This window comes from Lactobacillus sp. UCMA15818, from assembly GCF_030400225.1.
In the GTDB taxonomy this organism is placed as follows: Bacteria; Bacillota; Bacilli; order Lactobacillales; family Lactobacillaceae; genus Liquorilactobacillus.
Genome location: NZ_VJYB01000014.1, coordinates 1 through 16,595 on the forward strand (window position 1 = coordinate 1; position 16,595 = coordinate 16,595).

The window sequence follows — 16,595 nt, forward strand, 5'->3', positions numbered from 1 at the left end:
TAATGGATTTTCACCATTTAAATATTCTTTAACAACTTTCAGCTTAAAACTGTAGGTATAATTACGTGTCAAAAAAGCACCTCCAAAACTTGATTTACACGTCCAAGTTTTGTAAGGCACTTCACTTATGGCACACTCCCGTTAAAATATCAAAGTGCATACTTTCTTTGTTTTATTAATAATTTAACTTTGACCTAACTATGCTTTGGGGAACAAAAGAAAGTACGACAGCAACTATAATCAACCAAATTATATCGTTCAAGCTTTGCAGTGTTACAGCACCTGTTGCCATTTGTCGAATTAAATCTACTGCATGTGTCAGTGGTGATAACCAACCGACATTTCTCAACCAAGGTGAAACAGATCCTAAAGGAAAAAAGGTGTTTGAGAACATGTACATTGGTTGAATGATTAACATACTGAAATAGTTAAGGTAGTCTCTCGTAGGTGCTAATAAAGTAAATGTCAATCCTAAAAAACCAAATAAGGTACCTGTAATAAATAGAATAACTGGAATAAACACTACCATCCAACTTTGTAAGATTCCCATAAATAGGGTTACTAATAAAAATAAGGTCCCAAATATTGTACTCCGAACCCCTGCCCATAAAGCCTGGCCTACAATAATTTCTTCTAAATTAATTGGACTCGTACTCATCTCATAATAAGTCTTGTCCAGATACATCTGGATATAAGCATTAGTTACACTTTCTGCATTAGCGGCATTCATACCAGTCGCCGCTACTAATCCAAGTGAAACAAAGTTTAAATAAGGCATTCCTCCTATATGTCCAACAAAATGTCCAATCCCTAATCCCATTGCTGCTAAATATAAAATTGGATCAAACAAATTCGGGAAAATCGAGATTTTAATTAACTTTTTGAAGCTCATCCAATTACGTTGAATAACATGCCAAATACCATTAACTGAGAGTTTGTTCAATTTCTTCATGCTCCTTCGTATATCCAGTTAGTCCTAGATAAGTTTCTTCGATATTTCCATATCCTTGTTGTGCAGGTAACAATTTCGTTGGTCCACTAACAATTTTTTCTCCATGATTAATAATCATTACGTCATCAGCCAAACGTTCAATCTCCTCACCATAGTGCGATGTAATTAGTATTGATACGCCCTTTTCCTTCAATTGCTCTAATTTGTTCCAAAAAACATGTCTCGATTGAATATCCAATCCAGTCGTTGGTTCATCAAGAATAATTAATTCTGGATTATTGACTAAAGCGCGTGCTAGCACCAATCGTCTTCTCATTCCACCTGATAATTCATAAATTTCTTTTTTTTGATAATTTAAGAGACCTACAAATTTTAGTAGTCTTTCCGCTTTTTTCTTAGCTAATTTCCATGGAATATCAAATAAAATGGCATGCGCTACCATATTCTCCATTACATTCAGCGATGTATCCAGCAAGTCATCTTGCATAACTACCCCAATATGGCGCTTAGCCTCTCGTGGATTAGTTTCAACATCAATTCCTTTTATCTCAACATGTCCAGTTGTGATAGCAGTTGTTGCATATATCATTTTCAATGTTGTTGATTTTCCAGCACCATTTGGCCCAAGAATAGCCAATGATTTACCCTTTTTTAACTGTATTGAAATATTTTTTACTGCAAAGAAAGTACCATACTGTTTCACTAGGTTATCAGCAGTCAAAACTATCTCTTCAAAATTCACCATATTTTCCACACTCCTTAAATTACTTTTTAATAGACCAAGTTAAAAATCATTAACTGTCTTCAATTAAGATATCTTTGTATTTCAACAGTTTTTAGTATATACTTTGGTTACTTAGACGATGATCGAAGTATGGAATTAAAAAAATATATACTTGTGGAGAACAAAAAATGAATGAATTCCCTGATATTACAATAATTGCTAAGGCACTCTCCAATTCATCAAAAATGAAGATTCTTGATGAATTGATGGACTATAAGGGGCATACAGCAACAGAGCTTGCTCGAGCCAGCCAAATAACACCACAAACTGTAACCCATCATCTAAATGAATTTCTTAATAATAATTGGATTAGAATGGAGAAATCAGGTCGCTTTCATTATTTTTTCCTAACTAATACTGATGTTGCTCAATTATTAGAACAACTTAGCCCAATTTCGCCACAAAAAAGAGCACGCTCACTGCAGCGCACTCTTGATCTTGAAAAGGATGAATTGTTTCGTACCTGTTACGACCATATGGCTGGTCATATTGGAGTACTCATTGCTCAATCTCTTGTCACAAAAAAATATTTAGATTCAGAATTTCATCCCACTGAACTTGGGATAACTTTCTTAAAAGATGCTCTTAACATTGATACTCAAAATCTGCATAACTTAAAAAGACAATTCACGACACAGTGTTTAGATTGGAGTGAGCGTCAACATCACGTTGGTGGCGCACTTGGTCATGCTCTATTTCTATCATTTGCAAAAAATAAATTTGTTGTATCACATAAAAGTATAAAACGTGCTTTAGTTGTAACCTCGACTGGGGATGCTTTTTTACAAGAAAAATTGAATATAAAGTTATAAATGCTGTCCTTGTATTCGAAAAAGCTTTTCAAAATCTAGTGATCCACGAAAATGATTTAAAATATTACTTATGCTCTATTCGCCCATAAGATAGTGATTTTAATCAATTCGATCACTATCCTGAGGTGTTAGAAAACCCAGTACAATTAGTTCTACAAAGGTAATCGTGATGCCAATCAGTGGATATATATAGATTCCAAGCGCAATTACACAAACAGAAATGGGGAAGAAAATTGATTTAAGGAATCTGAATGGCCGCATTTCTTCAATTTTCCTGCTAACTGCTGTGTTACGGTGTTCTTTTGTATTCTTAATTGAATTTGATAACCAAAGATAAGACACACTCCAAAAAGTGAAGATAATCAGATACAAGTACTCTGGCCCAGAGTACTGTGGGAACTTTCCTACCCACCCAGTCGCAACTGGTAACAAGGACATACTAAAAAGCCATAAATTATTGACCCAATAAACCTTTTTCGATATTCTATTAGCTAAGGTAAACATGTAGTGATGGTTGTACCAAGCAACCCCGATAAAAATAAAGCTTACAATATAAGCAAAGAAGTAGGGGATTTGTTTGATTATTTCCTCCCAGCGAGCCGACTCTGGGGTCTTAAATTCAAGAACCATAATAGTAAGGATAATAGCTACAACCGCATCAGTATATGCTTCAACTCGATCTTTCTTCATTTTCTTCCCTTTCCTTATCAAAAATCTTTCGGTACAAATTTAGTGTCCTTCAACAATTCCCTGAAAAATATTCTTTGTAGAGCGCAACAGCCTATTTAAAATTAAAACTCCAAAAAATACCTCATTTAAAACCACTATTATTATAATAAATCAAAAGCTCTTTTACTACTTAAACACTTATTCTAAAATACATTTTGCCACCAGCGTACCATTCATAATTGACTCGCCCATTCGTTAAAATCAGGCACAACAAAAGGGAGTGTGCCACAAGTTGGGGAAATTTGAGTACTAACTCGAAATTACGAACATAGCAGGCACTTTGCTATGAGTAATTCGAAGTTAGACGGAGAACTTTGACTTATGAAACACGTTTATACGGAATAAATAGAGAAACTGAATCAAAATTTAACTTTTGACCCAGCTCCAACAAAAAACTTAGAAAGTCGTTAAACAATCTAAGCCCATCTTTTCTATCCTATAAAATTATCTTAATCGAGAAAAAACTGAATCATAAGTTATATTTTAATTTCTTTGATTAATCCAAGCAGTCGCTAAATCCATGGCAGCACGAGCAGCCTTAGTCTGATCCAAAGTATTTAGCATAACAAAGTCATGAATCATCGCTTGAAAACGGACTTGAGTAACTGCTACACCAGCATTACGTAATTTTTTTGCATATGCTTCACCTTCATCACGTAAAACATCAGCTTCATCGGTTAGAATCAATGCCTCTGGCAATCCGTGCAGGTCTTCAAGTGAAGCTCTAAGTGGTGATGCTGTAATTTCAGCGCGTTGCTTAGGATCGCGAGTATACTGATCCCAGAACCAGACCATTCCTTCCTTGGTTAAATAATAATTATCATCAAATTCTGCATACGATTGTGTGTCCAAACCTGCATCAGTCACAGGATAAAATAACAGTTGTTGTTGAATTGGCTGACCAACACGTTGTTTTGTCAGAATTGTCATGACTGTTGCCATATTTCCGCCTACGGAATCACCGGCAACGGTCAAGCGGTTAAGATCGAACTTCTTTTCAGTTTGAAGTGCTGCTAATTGTTGAAGAACGCTATAATTCTGCTCAATAGCAGTTGGATACTGTGCTTCAGGTGAGCGTGAATATTCTGGGAATATGACAACTGAATTAGTCCGAACTGCTAACTCACGAATTAGCTTATCATGTGTTTGCGCACTGCCAAAGACCCATCCTGCACCATGAATATAGAAGATTACGGGCAAGACTGCTTGTTCTCCAACCGGACGCACAAAGCGCACGTTGATGTTTCCCCATTTACCAGTTTCAAATTCTATGTCTTCAATATCTGCTGGCTGCTTCTTAATCGTTGTTGCTTGGACCTCTTCCAATAAATTACGACCAGCTTGTGGCGCTAACTCATAGATTCGAGGATGACCCGCATTCGCATCACTAAAATCAATTGCTGCTTGTTCTAAAGAAATTCGATTAGTCATAAATAAAATCCTCCTAGATGTTTAGTTGTCTGGAACACCTTTTATATTACTTGCGCACAATTGATTTGTCAACAATTAAATTTCAAACAAGCAATTTGAAAAAAAAATAAAAAGGAGATATATTGGTTATAGCTACTAGGAGGAAAAAAATATGTCAAATTCAAGCAATGAATTATTACCTTTAAATGAACACCTGTGCTTCTTGTTCTACGCAACTTCCAGAGCAATTCAGCGAGGATATCATCAAACTCTAGCAGAACAAGGTTTAACTTACCCACAATACCTAGTTCTAGTAATTTTATATGAACATCGCCAGCTCACAATAAAAGAAATCGGCACCTACTTAGCTTTAGACAGCGGAACAGTTACTCCTTTAATTAAAAGAATGACCACTGCTGGATTATTAAGAAAACAGCGCGATAAGGATGATGAACGAATTGTCTATGTCGCGATAACACCCCAAGGACAAGAAAAAAGAATTGCAATGCAAACACTGCCTGATGTGTTATTAGATCATAGCCAATTATCCTCGACCGAATGGCAGCAGTTATCGCAATTGACAAACAAGCTATGGCACAATTTGCAACAAGCCGATTCTGAGCATAAAAACTAAAAAGAGGTTGTGCCATCATTATTAAAATTTGGCATAACCTCTTTAATTATTACTATCAATATACTCCATAAGTCAAAACTTAATTTTTGACCCAGGTTAATAACTTTGTGCTATTATTCTAATTTTACAGACTTATATCATCTTTGTTTCTCTTGTTAAATTAAGTCTGCTAAACCTATTCGCTCTAAAAATGCTGCGCGGTTAGTATCTGCCACGTCAGAAACTTTTTCAGAGCCATCATCAGCAGGATCAACATGAACCCGATAAGGCCGTTGTCCAGCGGGAGTCGAGACAATCTTGACAACTTCATCAGCCACTAACTGCGCAGAGCTGTCACTTGGTGCCAATTGTGCTAACTTTTCGCCTACCTGCTGCATTAAGTTAGGGTATTTACTGTCATATTCAGCTGCTACAGCATCGTCTGCTGGGTGTCCAGCATGCTGAAAATGATTGGTCCCTGAGGTAAATGAACCTGGAACAATAATTGAAGTCTCAACACCAAACCGCTTTAATTCAGCTGCATAAGAGACAGCTAAGGCATCCATCCCAGCTTTGGCGGCAAAATAAGGTGCTAGGTAAGGTGGAGTTCCGCCTTTAACACTTGAGCTTGAAACCCAGAGAACTAAACCATGCTGTTGTTTACGCAACAATGGCAATACAATCCGATTCACTCGTTGCGTTGAAATAACATTGATATCATACAATTCAGCTACTTGTGCCGGCGTAAAAGCCTCGGCTGGGCCTACCACCATATGACCAGCATTGTGCATAATAACGTCCAACTGCCCTTGTTCAGCAATAACTTGATCAACCGCTGCTTGAATAGAAGTCTCGCTATTGACATCTAACTCAATTGGCAAAAGCTGAACTTGATTGGTTTGCGCAAACTCTTGTGCAGCTAATACTTGTGGACGATTGCGCTGCATGGTTTCACGCATTCCTGCATAAACTATATTGCCAGCTAGTGCTAAGCTTCGAGCGCTCAAAGCTCCAAAGCCGCTGGAGGCACCTGTAATAACAATAACCTGTTTCATTTTTTATTCTCCTTGTTGTTCAAATTCGATTTTGATTTTAGGACTAATTAAGTGCCATAAGTTCTCTTGCCGTACTTTTATCTTGGCATCTAGCCATAATTCCTTATGTCGTGGATCATAGAACAGGCTAAAAGCATCCAAAATAGCTTGTGCCACTGCCAAATTCCTAGTGCTTGGTTCTTCAATTTTAAAAATTGTCAAAATTTGTTTTCTTAAATTTTCAAGATGCTCTACCTCTAATTCCGGATGGCTTTGAACCATATCAGTATATAAGCGGAAAATAGCGGGATGTTGCTGGTAGGTATCTTGCTTGGTATGTGTAAGCGTCATTAGCCAAATATGCAATTTTTCGACTGGATTAACTGCCGAAGCAGTAGTCACTTCAGCTAAGTTAGCTTCAGTCCCAAACAACCAATACTTAGCTAAGGAAAACCAAAGATCATCCTTGTTTTTGAAGTGGCGGTACAAAGCCACATGGGTAATCCCAAGGTGACTAGCAATTTCATTTAACGATATCTTGACTGTATTTTGCTCAAATATTAAGGCTTGAGCTGCAGCTAGAATTTCGACTTTACGATTATCTGTACTTTTGTCTGCCACTATTTTCCCACCCGAGTCAAAACAACAGTTAAATCATTGGGACGACTAGTGTGAACCGCTTGGATTCCATGTGCTGTAGCACTAACAGTTTGTCGCTCGTTAACCGCTTTTCGATAAGCATTAAAGAAACTAATGGAAGACCAGTTCATTCCTTGTTCAAAGCCTTCAAATACCTCATCCCACGCAGGATTATTATCTTCATAACAATTAATCGTGATTGAGACCACCTCACCATGCTGTAAATCCATACTAATCTTAATTGGTCCGCTGCTTACTAACACACTTTCTCCCTCTGAAGGTGTCTCTAACGGCAACTGATATTGTTGTGACACTCGTTGATTAAAGTTGTGTTGAATCGTTTGATAATCGGCAATTGTTTTTTCCATAGCTCCTCCTTAAATAAATCCACCATTTACTCGTATGGTCTGACCACTAATCCACTTTGCACTCGGTGAAACGAGCAACGCGACTGCTTCTGCAATATCGGTTGGTTTTCCTAGACGATTGAAGGCATTTAATGAAGCCAATTGGTCAATCTGTTCTTGTGATTTACCATTTAAAAACAGATCCGTTCCGGTCGGGCCAGGAGCAATCGCATTAATATTAATTTTACGCTGTCCGAATTCTTTAGCAAGCTGACGTGTAAATTGTTCAACTGCACCCTTAGTTCCCGCATAAACACTATAGGTAGGGAACATCTGTCCATTTACTGATGTTGAAAGGTTAACAATTGTCCCATTATCAGCTAACTTTTTAAATGCATTTTGCAACATAAAGTATGTTCCTTTTACATTGACTTGGAACTGGCTGTCAAAGACTTCTTCTGTTACCTCACTGATTGGTTGGGTAATCATCAATCCAGCATTATTAACTAATACATCTACATGACCAAACTTAGCGATTGCTTGCTCAAAAAGCTCCGTGGTATCTGAAACTTTGCTAATATTAGCTTGAACAGCTAAAGCTTTTTGACCTAAGTGTTCAATTTCTTGTACCACCTGATCTGCTGCCTTACTATTAGAATTATAATTAACTACTAAATCATAGCCTACTGTGGCTAACTTCAAAGCGATTTCACGACCTATTCCTCGTGAAGCGCCTGTTACGATTGCTACTTTTGTCATATTTTTCTCCTTTGTTACTTTTGTTTTTATTTTGTAACTTTGTACAATTAGTAGTATAATACATTGTGTTACAAAGTCAACAAAAAAGTAACTAAAAATTCAAGGAGGCTTTTATTATGAATATCGGATTTATCGGCAGTGGTCACGTAGGTCAAGCATTAGCTAGCCTATTTGCACAGGCAGGACACTCGATTGTCTTGTCTAATCGCCATGGTGTTACCAATTTGCAAGACGTAATTGCGAGATTAGGAAATTCCAATATTAAGGCTGGTACTATTGAAGATGCAGCAGCGCAAGAAATTGTTGTTCTAGCATTCCCCTTTAATACACTTTCGCAGGTGCAGCCTGAGTTATTAGAAGGAAAATTAGTGATTGATGCAACTAATTATTTCCCAAAACGTGATGGTGATTTACCAAAGTTCATTGATCACAAGATTGCCACTTCACAATATGTTGCTAACTACTTTACAGGTAGTCGTGTGGTCAAGGCTTTCAATTCATTTGGTGTCGTTGATCTCCCTCAATTATCAGCTCTACCAGCAGCTAAAAAAATTGCCTTGCCAATTGCTGGTGCAGCGAACGACAAGACTATCGTCAAGAATTTAATTATCGCTATCGGCTTTGTTCCTTATGATGCTGGTGAACTGAAAGACAGTTTCAAAATCCAGGCTGATTCAAATATCTTTGGTTTTGAGGGAACTCGCCCAGAACTAATCGCTAAATTAAAAGGATAGAGGCTTAAAATGGCTAAAGAAAGTATCTATTTAATTCATGGTTATGCGGCTAATCCTGAAAAGCATTGGTTTCCTTGGTTAGGAGAAAAAGTTAAGTCTGAATTGGATTTATCCATTACAAGTTTAACAATGCCTGACTCCTTAAACCCTAAAAAAAGTGAATGGGACAAGACTTGTGAGCGCAACATTACTTCCACAGAATCGCTAACTCTAATTGGGCATAGTCTTGGTTGTATTACCGCCTTGCGTTTTTTAGACCAACACGACATCAATAATGTTAATTTACTATTGGTTTCCGGCTTTGATGAACCAGTCTATCCATTACCACAATTAGACGAATTTACGCAACAACCGCTAAATTACCAAAAATTACGCGCTAAAATAAATCAGGCTACCGTGATTTCGGCACAAGACGACGATATCGTTCCTTATCCATATGCCGAAACTCTAGCAAGACATTTGCAAAGTAAATTTGTTTTATTGCCTCATGGTAAGCACTTCATTGATCGTGATCATATTACTCAGCTCCCTGTTGCCTATCAGGAACTGAAAAATTTGTTGGTATCTCGCTAGGATTAAAGTCATAGAAATAAGTTTAATCAATATAACCAAATCAAAAATGGATTGATATTTTCTGTATTCAGAAAGTAACAATCCATTTTTTTATACTCTTAAAAATTCTAGGCCAAATAGCAAGCTCACATTAGGTATTAAAATTACCAAGTTTAAAGATGCTTATGCCATTGGGGAACCGCTAGGACCAATATTTGCCCTAATCTTTATGATTCTTATTCATGCAATAAATCATCTTACATAACTTACCCCAATGTGACACTTAGAGCCTCTCGTAGAACAATTTTTTTTATCTCAACATGCCAAATGTAATTAGCAGTTATTGCGTATATTATTTTAAATATTGTTGCTTTTCCAGCAAACTTTAGTCCAAAAAATAACCAGGATTCTTCCTTCTTTAATTGTGTTGAAATTTTTTTCAATACTAAGAAATTACCATAATAGGCTCTCTAAGACACCTTATTATTTTTTTATCTTATTCATATTTATAAAATCAGTTTGTTCAATTGGAATTTCCTTCACAATTTTCGGATTCCAAAGCAAAAGCTGATTCTCAATACCAACTTCACACGCTGCAGAAAGTGTAATAATATTATATCCAACTGCATCACTGACATAATGTATCTTATGGTTACGACAATCAATATGATAGGCCGTCGATTCTGCAACACCATTTAATATGCTTTCCGTCGCATAGGTAGTTGCGAAGTGAATATGGCCTGCAAAGATTCCTTTGACATTTCCATTTCTGCACACTTCCAACAGTTCGTTACCATTTTGTAAAACACTAAAGCGCATGTAATGTAATGATGCACCTGCTATCGGATGATGCATAAAGATCAACGCAGGTCTTTCCTGATTTTCGAGCAAGCTTTCTTTTAGCCACTTCAGTTGCTTCTCATCGAGATATCCTTGTTCGATATTTCCAAATGTAGTATCTAGAAAATAACTATCCACACCGGAAAAGGTTTTCTTATAATAATATTTATCTTGTGGTTCTTTCTGTAAAAAGCCTTCATAAAAAGCCTCGGTTCTATCATGGTTACCTAATAAAACTTGGATTGGGATTCCAAGTTGACGTTCTTTTTCTTCTAGGATTTTCTTCAGTTGGATATAATCGCTAGCAACTCCTTCATGAATGAGATCGCCTGTCAAAACAACAAATTCCGGTTTAACAGCTATCTTTTTTATATCATCAAATACCATATCTAATTTAACATGTGGATTTAACTGCTGATTGAAAGACGGCTGCTTACCCGCAGGATTCAAGTGTATATCCGAAATTTGTACAATTTTTATATCATTCATTTTAAACTTCCTTTTCATTTTTCAAGATTATTTTTATTCTCATAGTCAAACAATAAAACTTTCTCTGCAGCAAACGAAAAATAAACATTGTCACCACTAGTAAAATCATTATTGGTGATAATTGCTTTGATAGACTGACCGTCTTTTATACTCAGTGTCAATTGCTGGTAACGCCCATAAGCAACAATAGTTTCAATCTGCGCAGGTAAATCCAATAAATCTGTCCGTTTTCTCTTCACAACTACATGTTCTGGTCTAATCCCTAAACAAAGCTGATTACTTGCTAAATTCAAGCTTTCCAACCGTTCAGTATTGGAAAACACAATCTTTTCATTGAAAAGAAGCTCTCCATGATTACAGGTAACTTCTAATGTATTAATTTTTGGAGTACCAATAAATTGTGCGACGAAAAGATTTGTTGGATGATTATAAATATTATCTGGGGTATCTATCATCTGAATAATCCCGTCATTGATAATTGCAATTCGATCTCCCAGAGCCATGGCCTCTAACTGATCATGGGTCACATAAACAATTGTCTGATGGTTTTTTTCATGCAGCGACTGAATTTCATCACGTGCCTTTTCACGTAACTGTACATCAATATTCGAAAGAGGTTCATCCAAAAGAAATATCTTACTTTGCTTAACCATTCCTCTTCCAAGTGCTACTCGCTGTTTCTGCCCTCCAGAAAGTTGTCCAGGTAGACGATCACGATATGCGGTTAAATTAAGTGTTTCAAGAATTGCTTCCAGCCGTTTTTGTCGTTCTTCTTTTTTAACTTTGTGCACTTTTAATGAGTATTCCAAATTTTGATAGACCGTCATATTGGGATACAATGCATAGTCTTGAAAAACCATCGCAATGTTGCGCTCAAAGCTTGAGATTTTTTCTGAATTTCGACCATCTATTAGAATTTCCCCAGTACTTGGAGCTTCTAACCCTGCAATCATCCGCAAAGTAGTCGACTTACCACAACCTGATGGACCTAGCATTACTAGAAACTCCCCCTCTTTAACTTGTAAATTCATTTTACGTATTATATTAGTTTTTTTATAATTTTTCGTAACATCATTTAATTCTAAAATTACTTTATTACTCATAATTAACCACCTTATTTTAATCCTGAACTGCTAATACTATTTAAAATATAGCGTTGAAAAATCAAATAAATCAGCAATGGCACAATAATCATAATAGTTGATAATGCCATAGCTAGAGGAAAATTGGTTCCCCCCTCGCTAGAAATATAGTTTTGTAATGCTAATGGCAATGTAAAACTATTCTTGTCTTTCAAAATTAATGTTGGCCAAACATACTCATTCCAAGAATTAATAAAGAAAATCGCTCCTATACTGATAATATTCGGTCGTAAAATAGGAACCACAATGTCCTTCAAAATCTTGTATGATGGAATATCATCAATTCGCACACTCTCTATCAAACTATTCGGAATTTTATCCATTGCTTTGAGAAAGAGCATAATACCTGTGGCATCACAAAGTTGCGGCAGGGCCACCCCTAGAGCTGTGTTCAATAGATTAAGCTTAGAAATCACTAAAAAGTTTGGAATCATTACTACTGTAAACGGAACAAAAATCGTGGAAATGAAAGCAAAGTAAAAAAATTTTTTGCCTTTGAATGAAAAATATTTAAATGCATATGCTGCTAATAAACCAGTAATAATTTTTCCCAATGTTACAATTGTTGCCATAAAAAATGTATTCCAAACTATTCTAAAAAGGTTGATTTGTTTATCCAAAGTCAAATAGTTGCTGAAAGTTGGATGTGTCGGAATAAGTTGCAGCATAGAATGATAAGAATCCTGCAGTGTCTTGAAAGAATTAGAAATCATGAAGAGTACTGGCAGTAGTAAAGTCAAACAGATTACTATCAATAGAAAATGCCAACCACTTTCTCTGAATTTATTCATATCTGTTCGTTCTCCCTTCAACAAATTTTATCTCCAAATAAAGGAGCACCAAAAAGATAACAAATGTAACTATGGCTAATGCCGACGCATTCCCTGTTTTGTAAAGAACAAAAGCATTCAAATAGGTGTGGTACAAAGCATTAGATGATCCGTAATATGGTCCACCTTGAGTAATTACACTAATTGGTGTAAAGACATATTGCAATCCTTGTACAATCGTCAAAATCAGAACATAAAAAGCAATACTTTTATTCAATGGAAGAACAATATCCCAAATCATTCTCCACTTGGGGATGCTATCCATCTTAGTCGCATCAATGATATTTTGTGGTACACTTCCAAGCCCTGTCAGCAGTAAGACAAAATTATAACCAAAAACTTTCCAATTAGTTATCAAACAAATTACTACAACAGCCATTGCTCCTGAATTAGTCCAGTTGGGTAAGGTAAGTCCTAGTCCCCGCATAAAAAAAGCAACCGGTCCCGAGACGGGATTCATAATCCAAGAAAAAAGCATTGCTCCCACTACCAATGAAAATAAACTAGGAATAAAAAAAATTATTTTATAAGCAGTTTGCATTTTACTAATGAAAAATTTAACTATTATTGAAATAAAATATGGAACTAAAAAATTTAAAAAGAGTAATAACAGAATATAGAAAACTGTATTTAAAAGAATCTTGCGATTGACTGGATCCGTAAAAATACTGAAATAATTTTCTAACCCAACAAAATCTTTTGTCGGTGCAATTAAGTTCCAATTAAAAAAGCTGAGATAGAACGTATATATTATCGGGGCTATAATAAAAACCAACAGTATGAGCGCTGTTGGAAAAAGATAAGCAATTGTTAAAGTCTTATTTTTTTTATTTCTGTTGTTCATTGATCTTCTCCTGTGCATTTTTCAATGTTGCTTGCACATTGCTTCCAGATAAAATCTTGTCACGTGCATCAATCATTGTCTGTTCTGCCTGTAAACCATTCTTAGCGAATGATGTCCATGCAACTGCTGTTTTAATTTGGCTAGCAGCGGGTTTCAACATTGGATTTTTACTTAGATAATTTTTAAATGTTTGTGAACTTAACGCACTTTGAGTAGGTGGAAGATAACCGGTTCCTTTACTCCAAGTTACCAGAGAACTATTTTTATACAAATACTTTTCAAAAGTCCAAGCTGCTTTTTGTTTTTCCGTACTCTGTGCAGTAATAGCAAGCATTGATCCTCCGACTGGAACAGTTGCCTTATGTCCTTTAAAGTGAGGTGAGGTAATTGCTTCTACATCAAAATTAGCACTTTGTTTAATATGAGATGCCTGCGCAACAGTAGTATACGCAATCGCAACCTTACCATTTACAAAATCATCAACCCCTTGCGCCCAAGGAGTATGTAATGCAGTCTTATCTTTGATAACCATATCTTGGTAGAATTGATAAGCTTTTACACCTGCAGCACTGGCAAATGCTGCTTTGCCATTCTTTTTGACTTTTGCTCCATTACTTAACTGTAAAGCTTGCTGTGCCCATGTATCAGCTGGTTCTTGGATATAAAGACCATAGTTTCCACTTGCTTCTTTAATTTTTTTAGCTGCCGCACTGACACCTTCCCAAGTTGAAAGACTGCTAGCTTTTATACCATATTTATCAAGCATTGTTTTGTTATAATACAAGACTGGTGTACTTAACGAATAAGGCAATCCAACCAATTTTCCTTTGCTGTCCTTAGCAAAAGACAAAGTTCGGGTAGTAAAATTCTTACTAATGAAAGTCTTACTGCCATCAAACTTACTTTGCGCATCAGTTGGTGTTAAATATTTAAAATTATCAGCAAAATAATTCATATATGCCCAACCAACTTGAACAACATCCGGTACTTTACCTGATGCTTGTGCAGATTGTAAGTTCTGCATTAGTCCCTGATACATATTAGGATTATATTTTGCTGTCACCTTTATGTATTTATGTGTTTTATTAAACTTCTTTACAAGAGCATCTACTGAGGCTCCTCCTTGAGTCTGTGCATTAACATGCCAATAGGAAATGTGAACAACCTTTTTTGAGGCTGCCTTACCACTTGAACAACCAGCAAACAAAACTGCTACCATCATTAAAACTATTATTCCAACTGTTCTCTTAAACAGAGTTAAAAACTTCAATTAAATCTCTCCCTTCATTACTAGTTAATGATAATCCTAGTTTGTATCCATTCTGTTTGAAAAAGGTAACGCGGATGTAAAAAATAAGTAAAGTACTTGTAAGTTCTCATTTGCAATCATCTTTATCTTTAATATTAGGTATACATTTACCATAAGCCAATTCTGAGCATAAAAACTACAAAGAGATTGTGCCATCATAATTGAAGTCTGGCATAACCTCTTTGTTAATTGCTACTATCAACATACTCTATATAATTTTTGACCTAAATCCAGAATTTCGTGCTAATCTCCTATTTTTGCAGCCTTATATCATCTTTATTTCTCTTGCTAAATTAAATCTGCTAAACCTGTTTGCTCTAAAAATGTTGCGCGGTTAGCACCTGCCTTTGCACAAGACTTCCACAAACATTTTCCCAAACTTAGCTATCGTGCCTGGCTTTCTCTAATGTGTTTTGTTTCATTTATTACTGCGAATTTTGGATTAGATACTATTATTGAATGGTCAACTCCCATGTTGATGTTTCTTTATCCTTTTGCAATAGTTCTTATTCTTCTATCAGTTTGTTCACCCTTATTTGATCGTGATCCAGGCGTTTACGGTCTAGCTATCGCTTTTACTGCAATTCCAGCTTCATTGGATATGGTTGGTTCCTTCCCAGCAGTTATTAGTCAAAGTTCTGTCGGGAAGACCTTAATAACAATTCAGTCCCAAGTTTTGCCATTTGCTTCAATTGCTATGGATTGGATAATACCAGCCTTAGTTGGTACTGCTCTTGACTTAGGCTATCATTTTCTACGCCTGTATTCCATCAAAAACAAGCTTTAATTACTGATTCCACAAAAAATAATAACGAATAATAAAATAGTAGCCCCTATACTACTTTGTCTTGTTACAACGACAGTCAGTATAGGAGCTATTATTATTTAAAAACTATGAAAAGATTAGCCTTAGTAAAATCTGACTATTTAAACACATTGAATTGATTCACATAATATATCAACTAGTCACCATTAACAATGGCTGCTTTTCCTTGAGAATACTTTGTTACTCCTCTACCGGCATCCCTATTATAAATAGATTTTCCAGCAATAAGATCATCTAACGTACCAATTTTTGAGCTTTCAGAGTAGAATCCATCTAGAAGCCCTAGTTTTTGAAATACAGCTTGTTTATATGCAATCTCTGCATTCCATTCAGCAGTATCAACAATTGCCAGCGCTTGATGCACAGCAGATAGGCCATCCATCACTTCACCTTTTTTCCCAACTGTAGCCAAAATACCATGGCTATCAAGTAAGTACAAATGCATTAATCCAGCATCACCAAGCTCACGAATTTTATCACTAACAAGTTCGGCAAGCGGTTCGGAACAATTTGGTTCATAGTCCAACGTTTCAATTCTTTTAAGCTTTTGAGTTGCCTCAGTAACATTGGGTTCATTCAGACCACTAGTTGCCCAAAACATATTGTTCTTTGCATGAGAATGAAACACCGCACGAATATCGGGATTAGCATCATAAACTCCTTCATGAAGATTAATCTCACGAGTTAGTTTACCTTCACCTGCAATAACTTCACGAGTATGGGGTTCAACGACCAAAATTTGTTCTGGACTTAACTCACCAAGATAAGCTTGTGACATCATGGTTGGAGTCATAATAATATAATCTTTACCATCATTATCCTTAACTTTAAATGAAAAATTCCCCCCCGCAATATTGGTATCATTACGACTCATAGTGATATTGACAATCTTTGCCAAATCTTCACGTTCATGTTCAAAAATAATACGACCATCCGGTGCATTAACCATA

At 36.1% G+C, this 16,595-nt stretch carries 19 protein-coding genes; 5 read left to right on the top strand and 14 right to left on the bottom strand.

Translation table 11 applies throughout. The annotated features are described in order from the left end of the window. Positions 1 to 175: 175 nt before the first annotated feature. On the bottom strand, positions 176 to 943 hold the full coding sequence (locus FFX44_RS10900) for an ABC transporter permease (protein WP_354669258.1): 768 nt from the start codon (positions 941 to 943) through the stop codon (positions 176 to 178). Continuing rightward, the gene (locus FFX44_RS10905; protein ID WP_289980911.1) at positions 924 to 1,697 is read right to left on the bottom strand and encodes an ABC transporter ATP-binding protein; all 774 of its coding nucleotides are present in this window, start codon (positions 1,695 to 1,697) and stop codon (positions 924 to 926) included. The genes FFX44_RS10900 and FFX44_RS10905 overlap by 20 nt, the downstream gene beginning before the upstream one ends. 167 nt (positions 1,698 to 1,864) lie before the next feature. Between FFX44_RS10905 and FFX44_RS10910 the strand changes: the two genes are divergently transcribed. Next, positions 1,865 to 2,548 carry a helix-turn-helix transcriptional regulator gene (locus tag FFX44_RS10910; RefSeq protein WP_289980913.1) on the top strand — a complete coding sequence of 228 codons (684 nt, stop codon included), beginning with the start codon at positions 1,865 to 1,867 and terminating at the stop codon, positions 2,546 to 2,548. A 99-nt stretch (positions 2,549 to 2,647) separates the two neighbouring features. On the opposite strand, the gene FFX44_RS10915 is transcribed toward FFX44_RS10910, so the two are convergent. After that, positions 2,648 to 3,238 carry a TMEM175 family protein gene (locus FFX44_RS10915; protein WP_289980914.1) on the bottom strand — a complete coding sequence of 197 codons (591 nt, stop codon included), beginning with the start codon at positions 3,236 to 3,238 and terminating at the stop codon, positions 2,648 to 2,650. Positions 3,239 to 3,760: 522 nt separating this feature from the next. Beyond that, complete coding sequence (locus FFX44_RS10920) at positions 3,761 to 4,708, bottom strand: alpha/beta hydrolase (RefSeq protein ID WP_289980916.1); 948 nt, start codon at positions 4,706 to 4,708, stop codon at positions 3,761 to 3,763. A 151-nt stretch (positions 4,709 to 4,859) separates the two neighbouring features. On the opposite strand from FFX44_RS10920, the gene FFX44_RS10925 reads away from it, so the two are divergent. Then, positions 4,860 to 5,321, top strand: a complete 462-nt coding sequence (locus FFX44_RS10925; protein ID WP_289980917.1) for a MarR family transcriptional regulator — start codon at positions 4,860 to 4,862, stop codon at positions 5,319 to 5,321. A gap of 155 nt (positions 5,322 to 5,476) precedes the next feature. Here FFX44_RS10925 and FFX44_RS10930 read toward each other — a convergent pair whose 3' ends face one another. Genes FFX44_RS10930 through FFX44_RS10945 form a run of 4 tightly spaced genes read right to left on the bottom strand, consistent with a single transcriptional unit; the run spans position 5,477 to position 8,079 of the window. Beyond that, the gene (locus tag FFX44_RS10930) at positions 5,477 to 6,355 is read right to left on the bottom strand and encodes an SDR family oxidoreductase (protein WP_289980919.1); all 879 of its coding nucleotides are present in this window, start codon (positions 6,353 to 6,355) and stop codon (positions 5,477 to 5,479) included. 3 nt (positions 6,356 to 6,358) lie between these two features. Then, the gene (locus tag FFX44_RS10935) at positions 6,359 to 6,955 is read right to left on the bottom strand and encodes a TetR/AcrR family transcriptional regulator (protein WP_289980920.1); all 597 of its coding nucleotides are present in this window, start codon (positions 6,953 to 6,955) and stop codon (positions 6,359 to 6,361) included. Continuing rightward, positions 6,955 to 7,341 (bottom strand): hypothetical protein, encoded by a 387-nt coding sequence (locus FFX44_RS10940; RefSeq protein ID WP_289980921.1) that lies wholly within the window; start codon positions 7,339 to 7,341, stop codon positions 6,955 to 6,957. Before FFX44_RS10940 ends, FFX44_RS10935 begins: the two co-directional genes overlap by 1 nt. A gap of 9 nt (positions 7,342 to 7,350) precedes the next feature. Beyond that, a complete protein-coding gene (locus FFX44_RS10945) occupies positions 7,351 to 8,079 on the bottom strand; it encodes an SDR family oxidoreductase (RefSeq protein WP_289980923.1) in 729 nt (242 codons plus the stop codon). Positions 8,080 to 8,195: 116 nt separating this feature from the next. Between FFX44_RS10945 and FFX44_RS10950 the strand changes: the two genes are divergently transcribed. Both FFX44_RS10950 and FFX44_RS10955 read left to right on the top strand, forming a co-directional pair. Continuing rightward, the gene (locus FFX44_RS10950) at positions 8,196 to 8,813 is read left to right on the top strand and encodes an NAD(P)-binding domain-containing protein (RefSeq protein ID WP_289980924.1); all 618 of its coding nucleotides are present in this window, start codon (positions 8,196 to 8,198) and stop codon (positions 8,811 to 8,813) included. Positions 8,814 to 8,822: 9 nt separating this feature from the next. Then, positions 8,823 to 9,386 carry an alpha/beta hydrolase gene (locus tag FFX44_RS10955; RefSeq protein WP_289980925.1) on the top strand — a complete coding sequence of 188 codons (564 nt, stop codon included), beginning with the start codon at positions 8,823 to 8,825 and terminating at the stop codon, positions 9,384 to 9,386. A 462-nt stretch (positions 9,387 to 9,848) separates the two neighbouring features. Here the strand turns inward: FFX44_RS10955 and FFX44_RS10960 are convergent, their stop codons facing one another. From FFX44_RS10960 to FFX44_RS10980, 5 genes are read right to left on the bottom strand one after another with little or no spacing between them, the layout of a single operon-like run. Beyond that, positions 9,849 to 10,694: a metallophosphoesterase gene (locus FFX44_RS10960; RefSeq protein WP_289980927.1), complete on the bottom strand. Its 846-nt coding sequence runs from the start codon at positions 10,692 to 10,694 to the stop codon at positions 9,849 to 9,851. 14 nt (positions 10,695 to 10,708) lie between these two features. Further along, positions 10,709 to 11,797, bottom strand: a complete 1,089-nt coding sequence (locus tag FFX44_RS10965; RefSeq protein WP_289980929.1) for an ABC transporter ATP-binding protein — start codon at positions 11,795 to 11,797, stop codon at positions 10,709 to 10,711. 11 nt (positions 11,798 to 11,808) lie between these two features. After that, the gene (locus FFX44_RS10970) at positions 11,809 to 12,627 is read right to left on the bottom strand and encodes a carbohydrate ABC transporter permease (RefSeq protein WP_289980930.1); all 819 of its coding nucleotides are present in this window, start codon (positions 12,625 to 12,627) and stop codon (positions 11,809 to 11,811) included. Beyond that, positions 12,620 to 13,510 (bottom strand): sugar ABC transporter permease, encoded by an 891-nt coding sequence (locus tag FFX44_RS10975; RefSeq protein ID WP_289980931.1) that lies wholly within the window; start codon positions 13,508 to 13,510, stop codon positions 12,620 to 12,622. Before FFX44_RS10975 ends, FFX44_RS10970 begins: the two co-directional genes overlap by 8 nt. Then, positions 13,494 to 14,780, bottom strand: a complete 1,287-nt coding sequence (locus FFX44_RS10980) for an ABC transporter substrate-binding protein (RefSeq protein ID WP_289980933.1) — start codon at positions 14,778 to 14,780, stop codon at positions 13,494 to 13,496. Before FFX44_RS10980 ends, FFX44_RS10975 begins: the two co-directional genes overlap by 17 nt. A 331-nt stretch (positions 14,781 to 15,111) precedes the next feature. On the opposite strand from FFX44_RS10980, the gene FFX44_RS10985 reads away from it, so the two are divergent. Continuing rightward, positions 15,112 to 15,606, top strand: coding sequence for a branched-chain amino acid transport system II carrier protein (locus FFX44_RS10985; protein ID WP_354669259.1), 495 nt, complete (start codon positions 15,112 to 15,114; stop codon positions 15,604 to 15,606). Positions 15,607 to 15,781: 175 nt separating this feature from the next. Here FFX44_RS10985 and FFX44_RS10990 read toward each other — a convergent pair whose 3' ends face one another. Beyond that, positions 15,782 to 16,594: a class II aldolase/adducin family protein gene (locus FFX44_RS10990; protein ID WP_289980934.1), complete on the bottom strand. Its 813-nt coding sequence runs from the start codon at positions 16,592 to 16,594 to the stop codon at positions 15,782 to 15,784. Position 16,595: the final 1 nt, after the last annotated feature.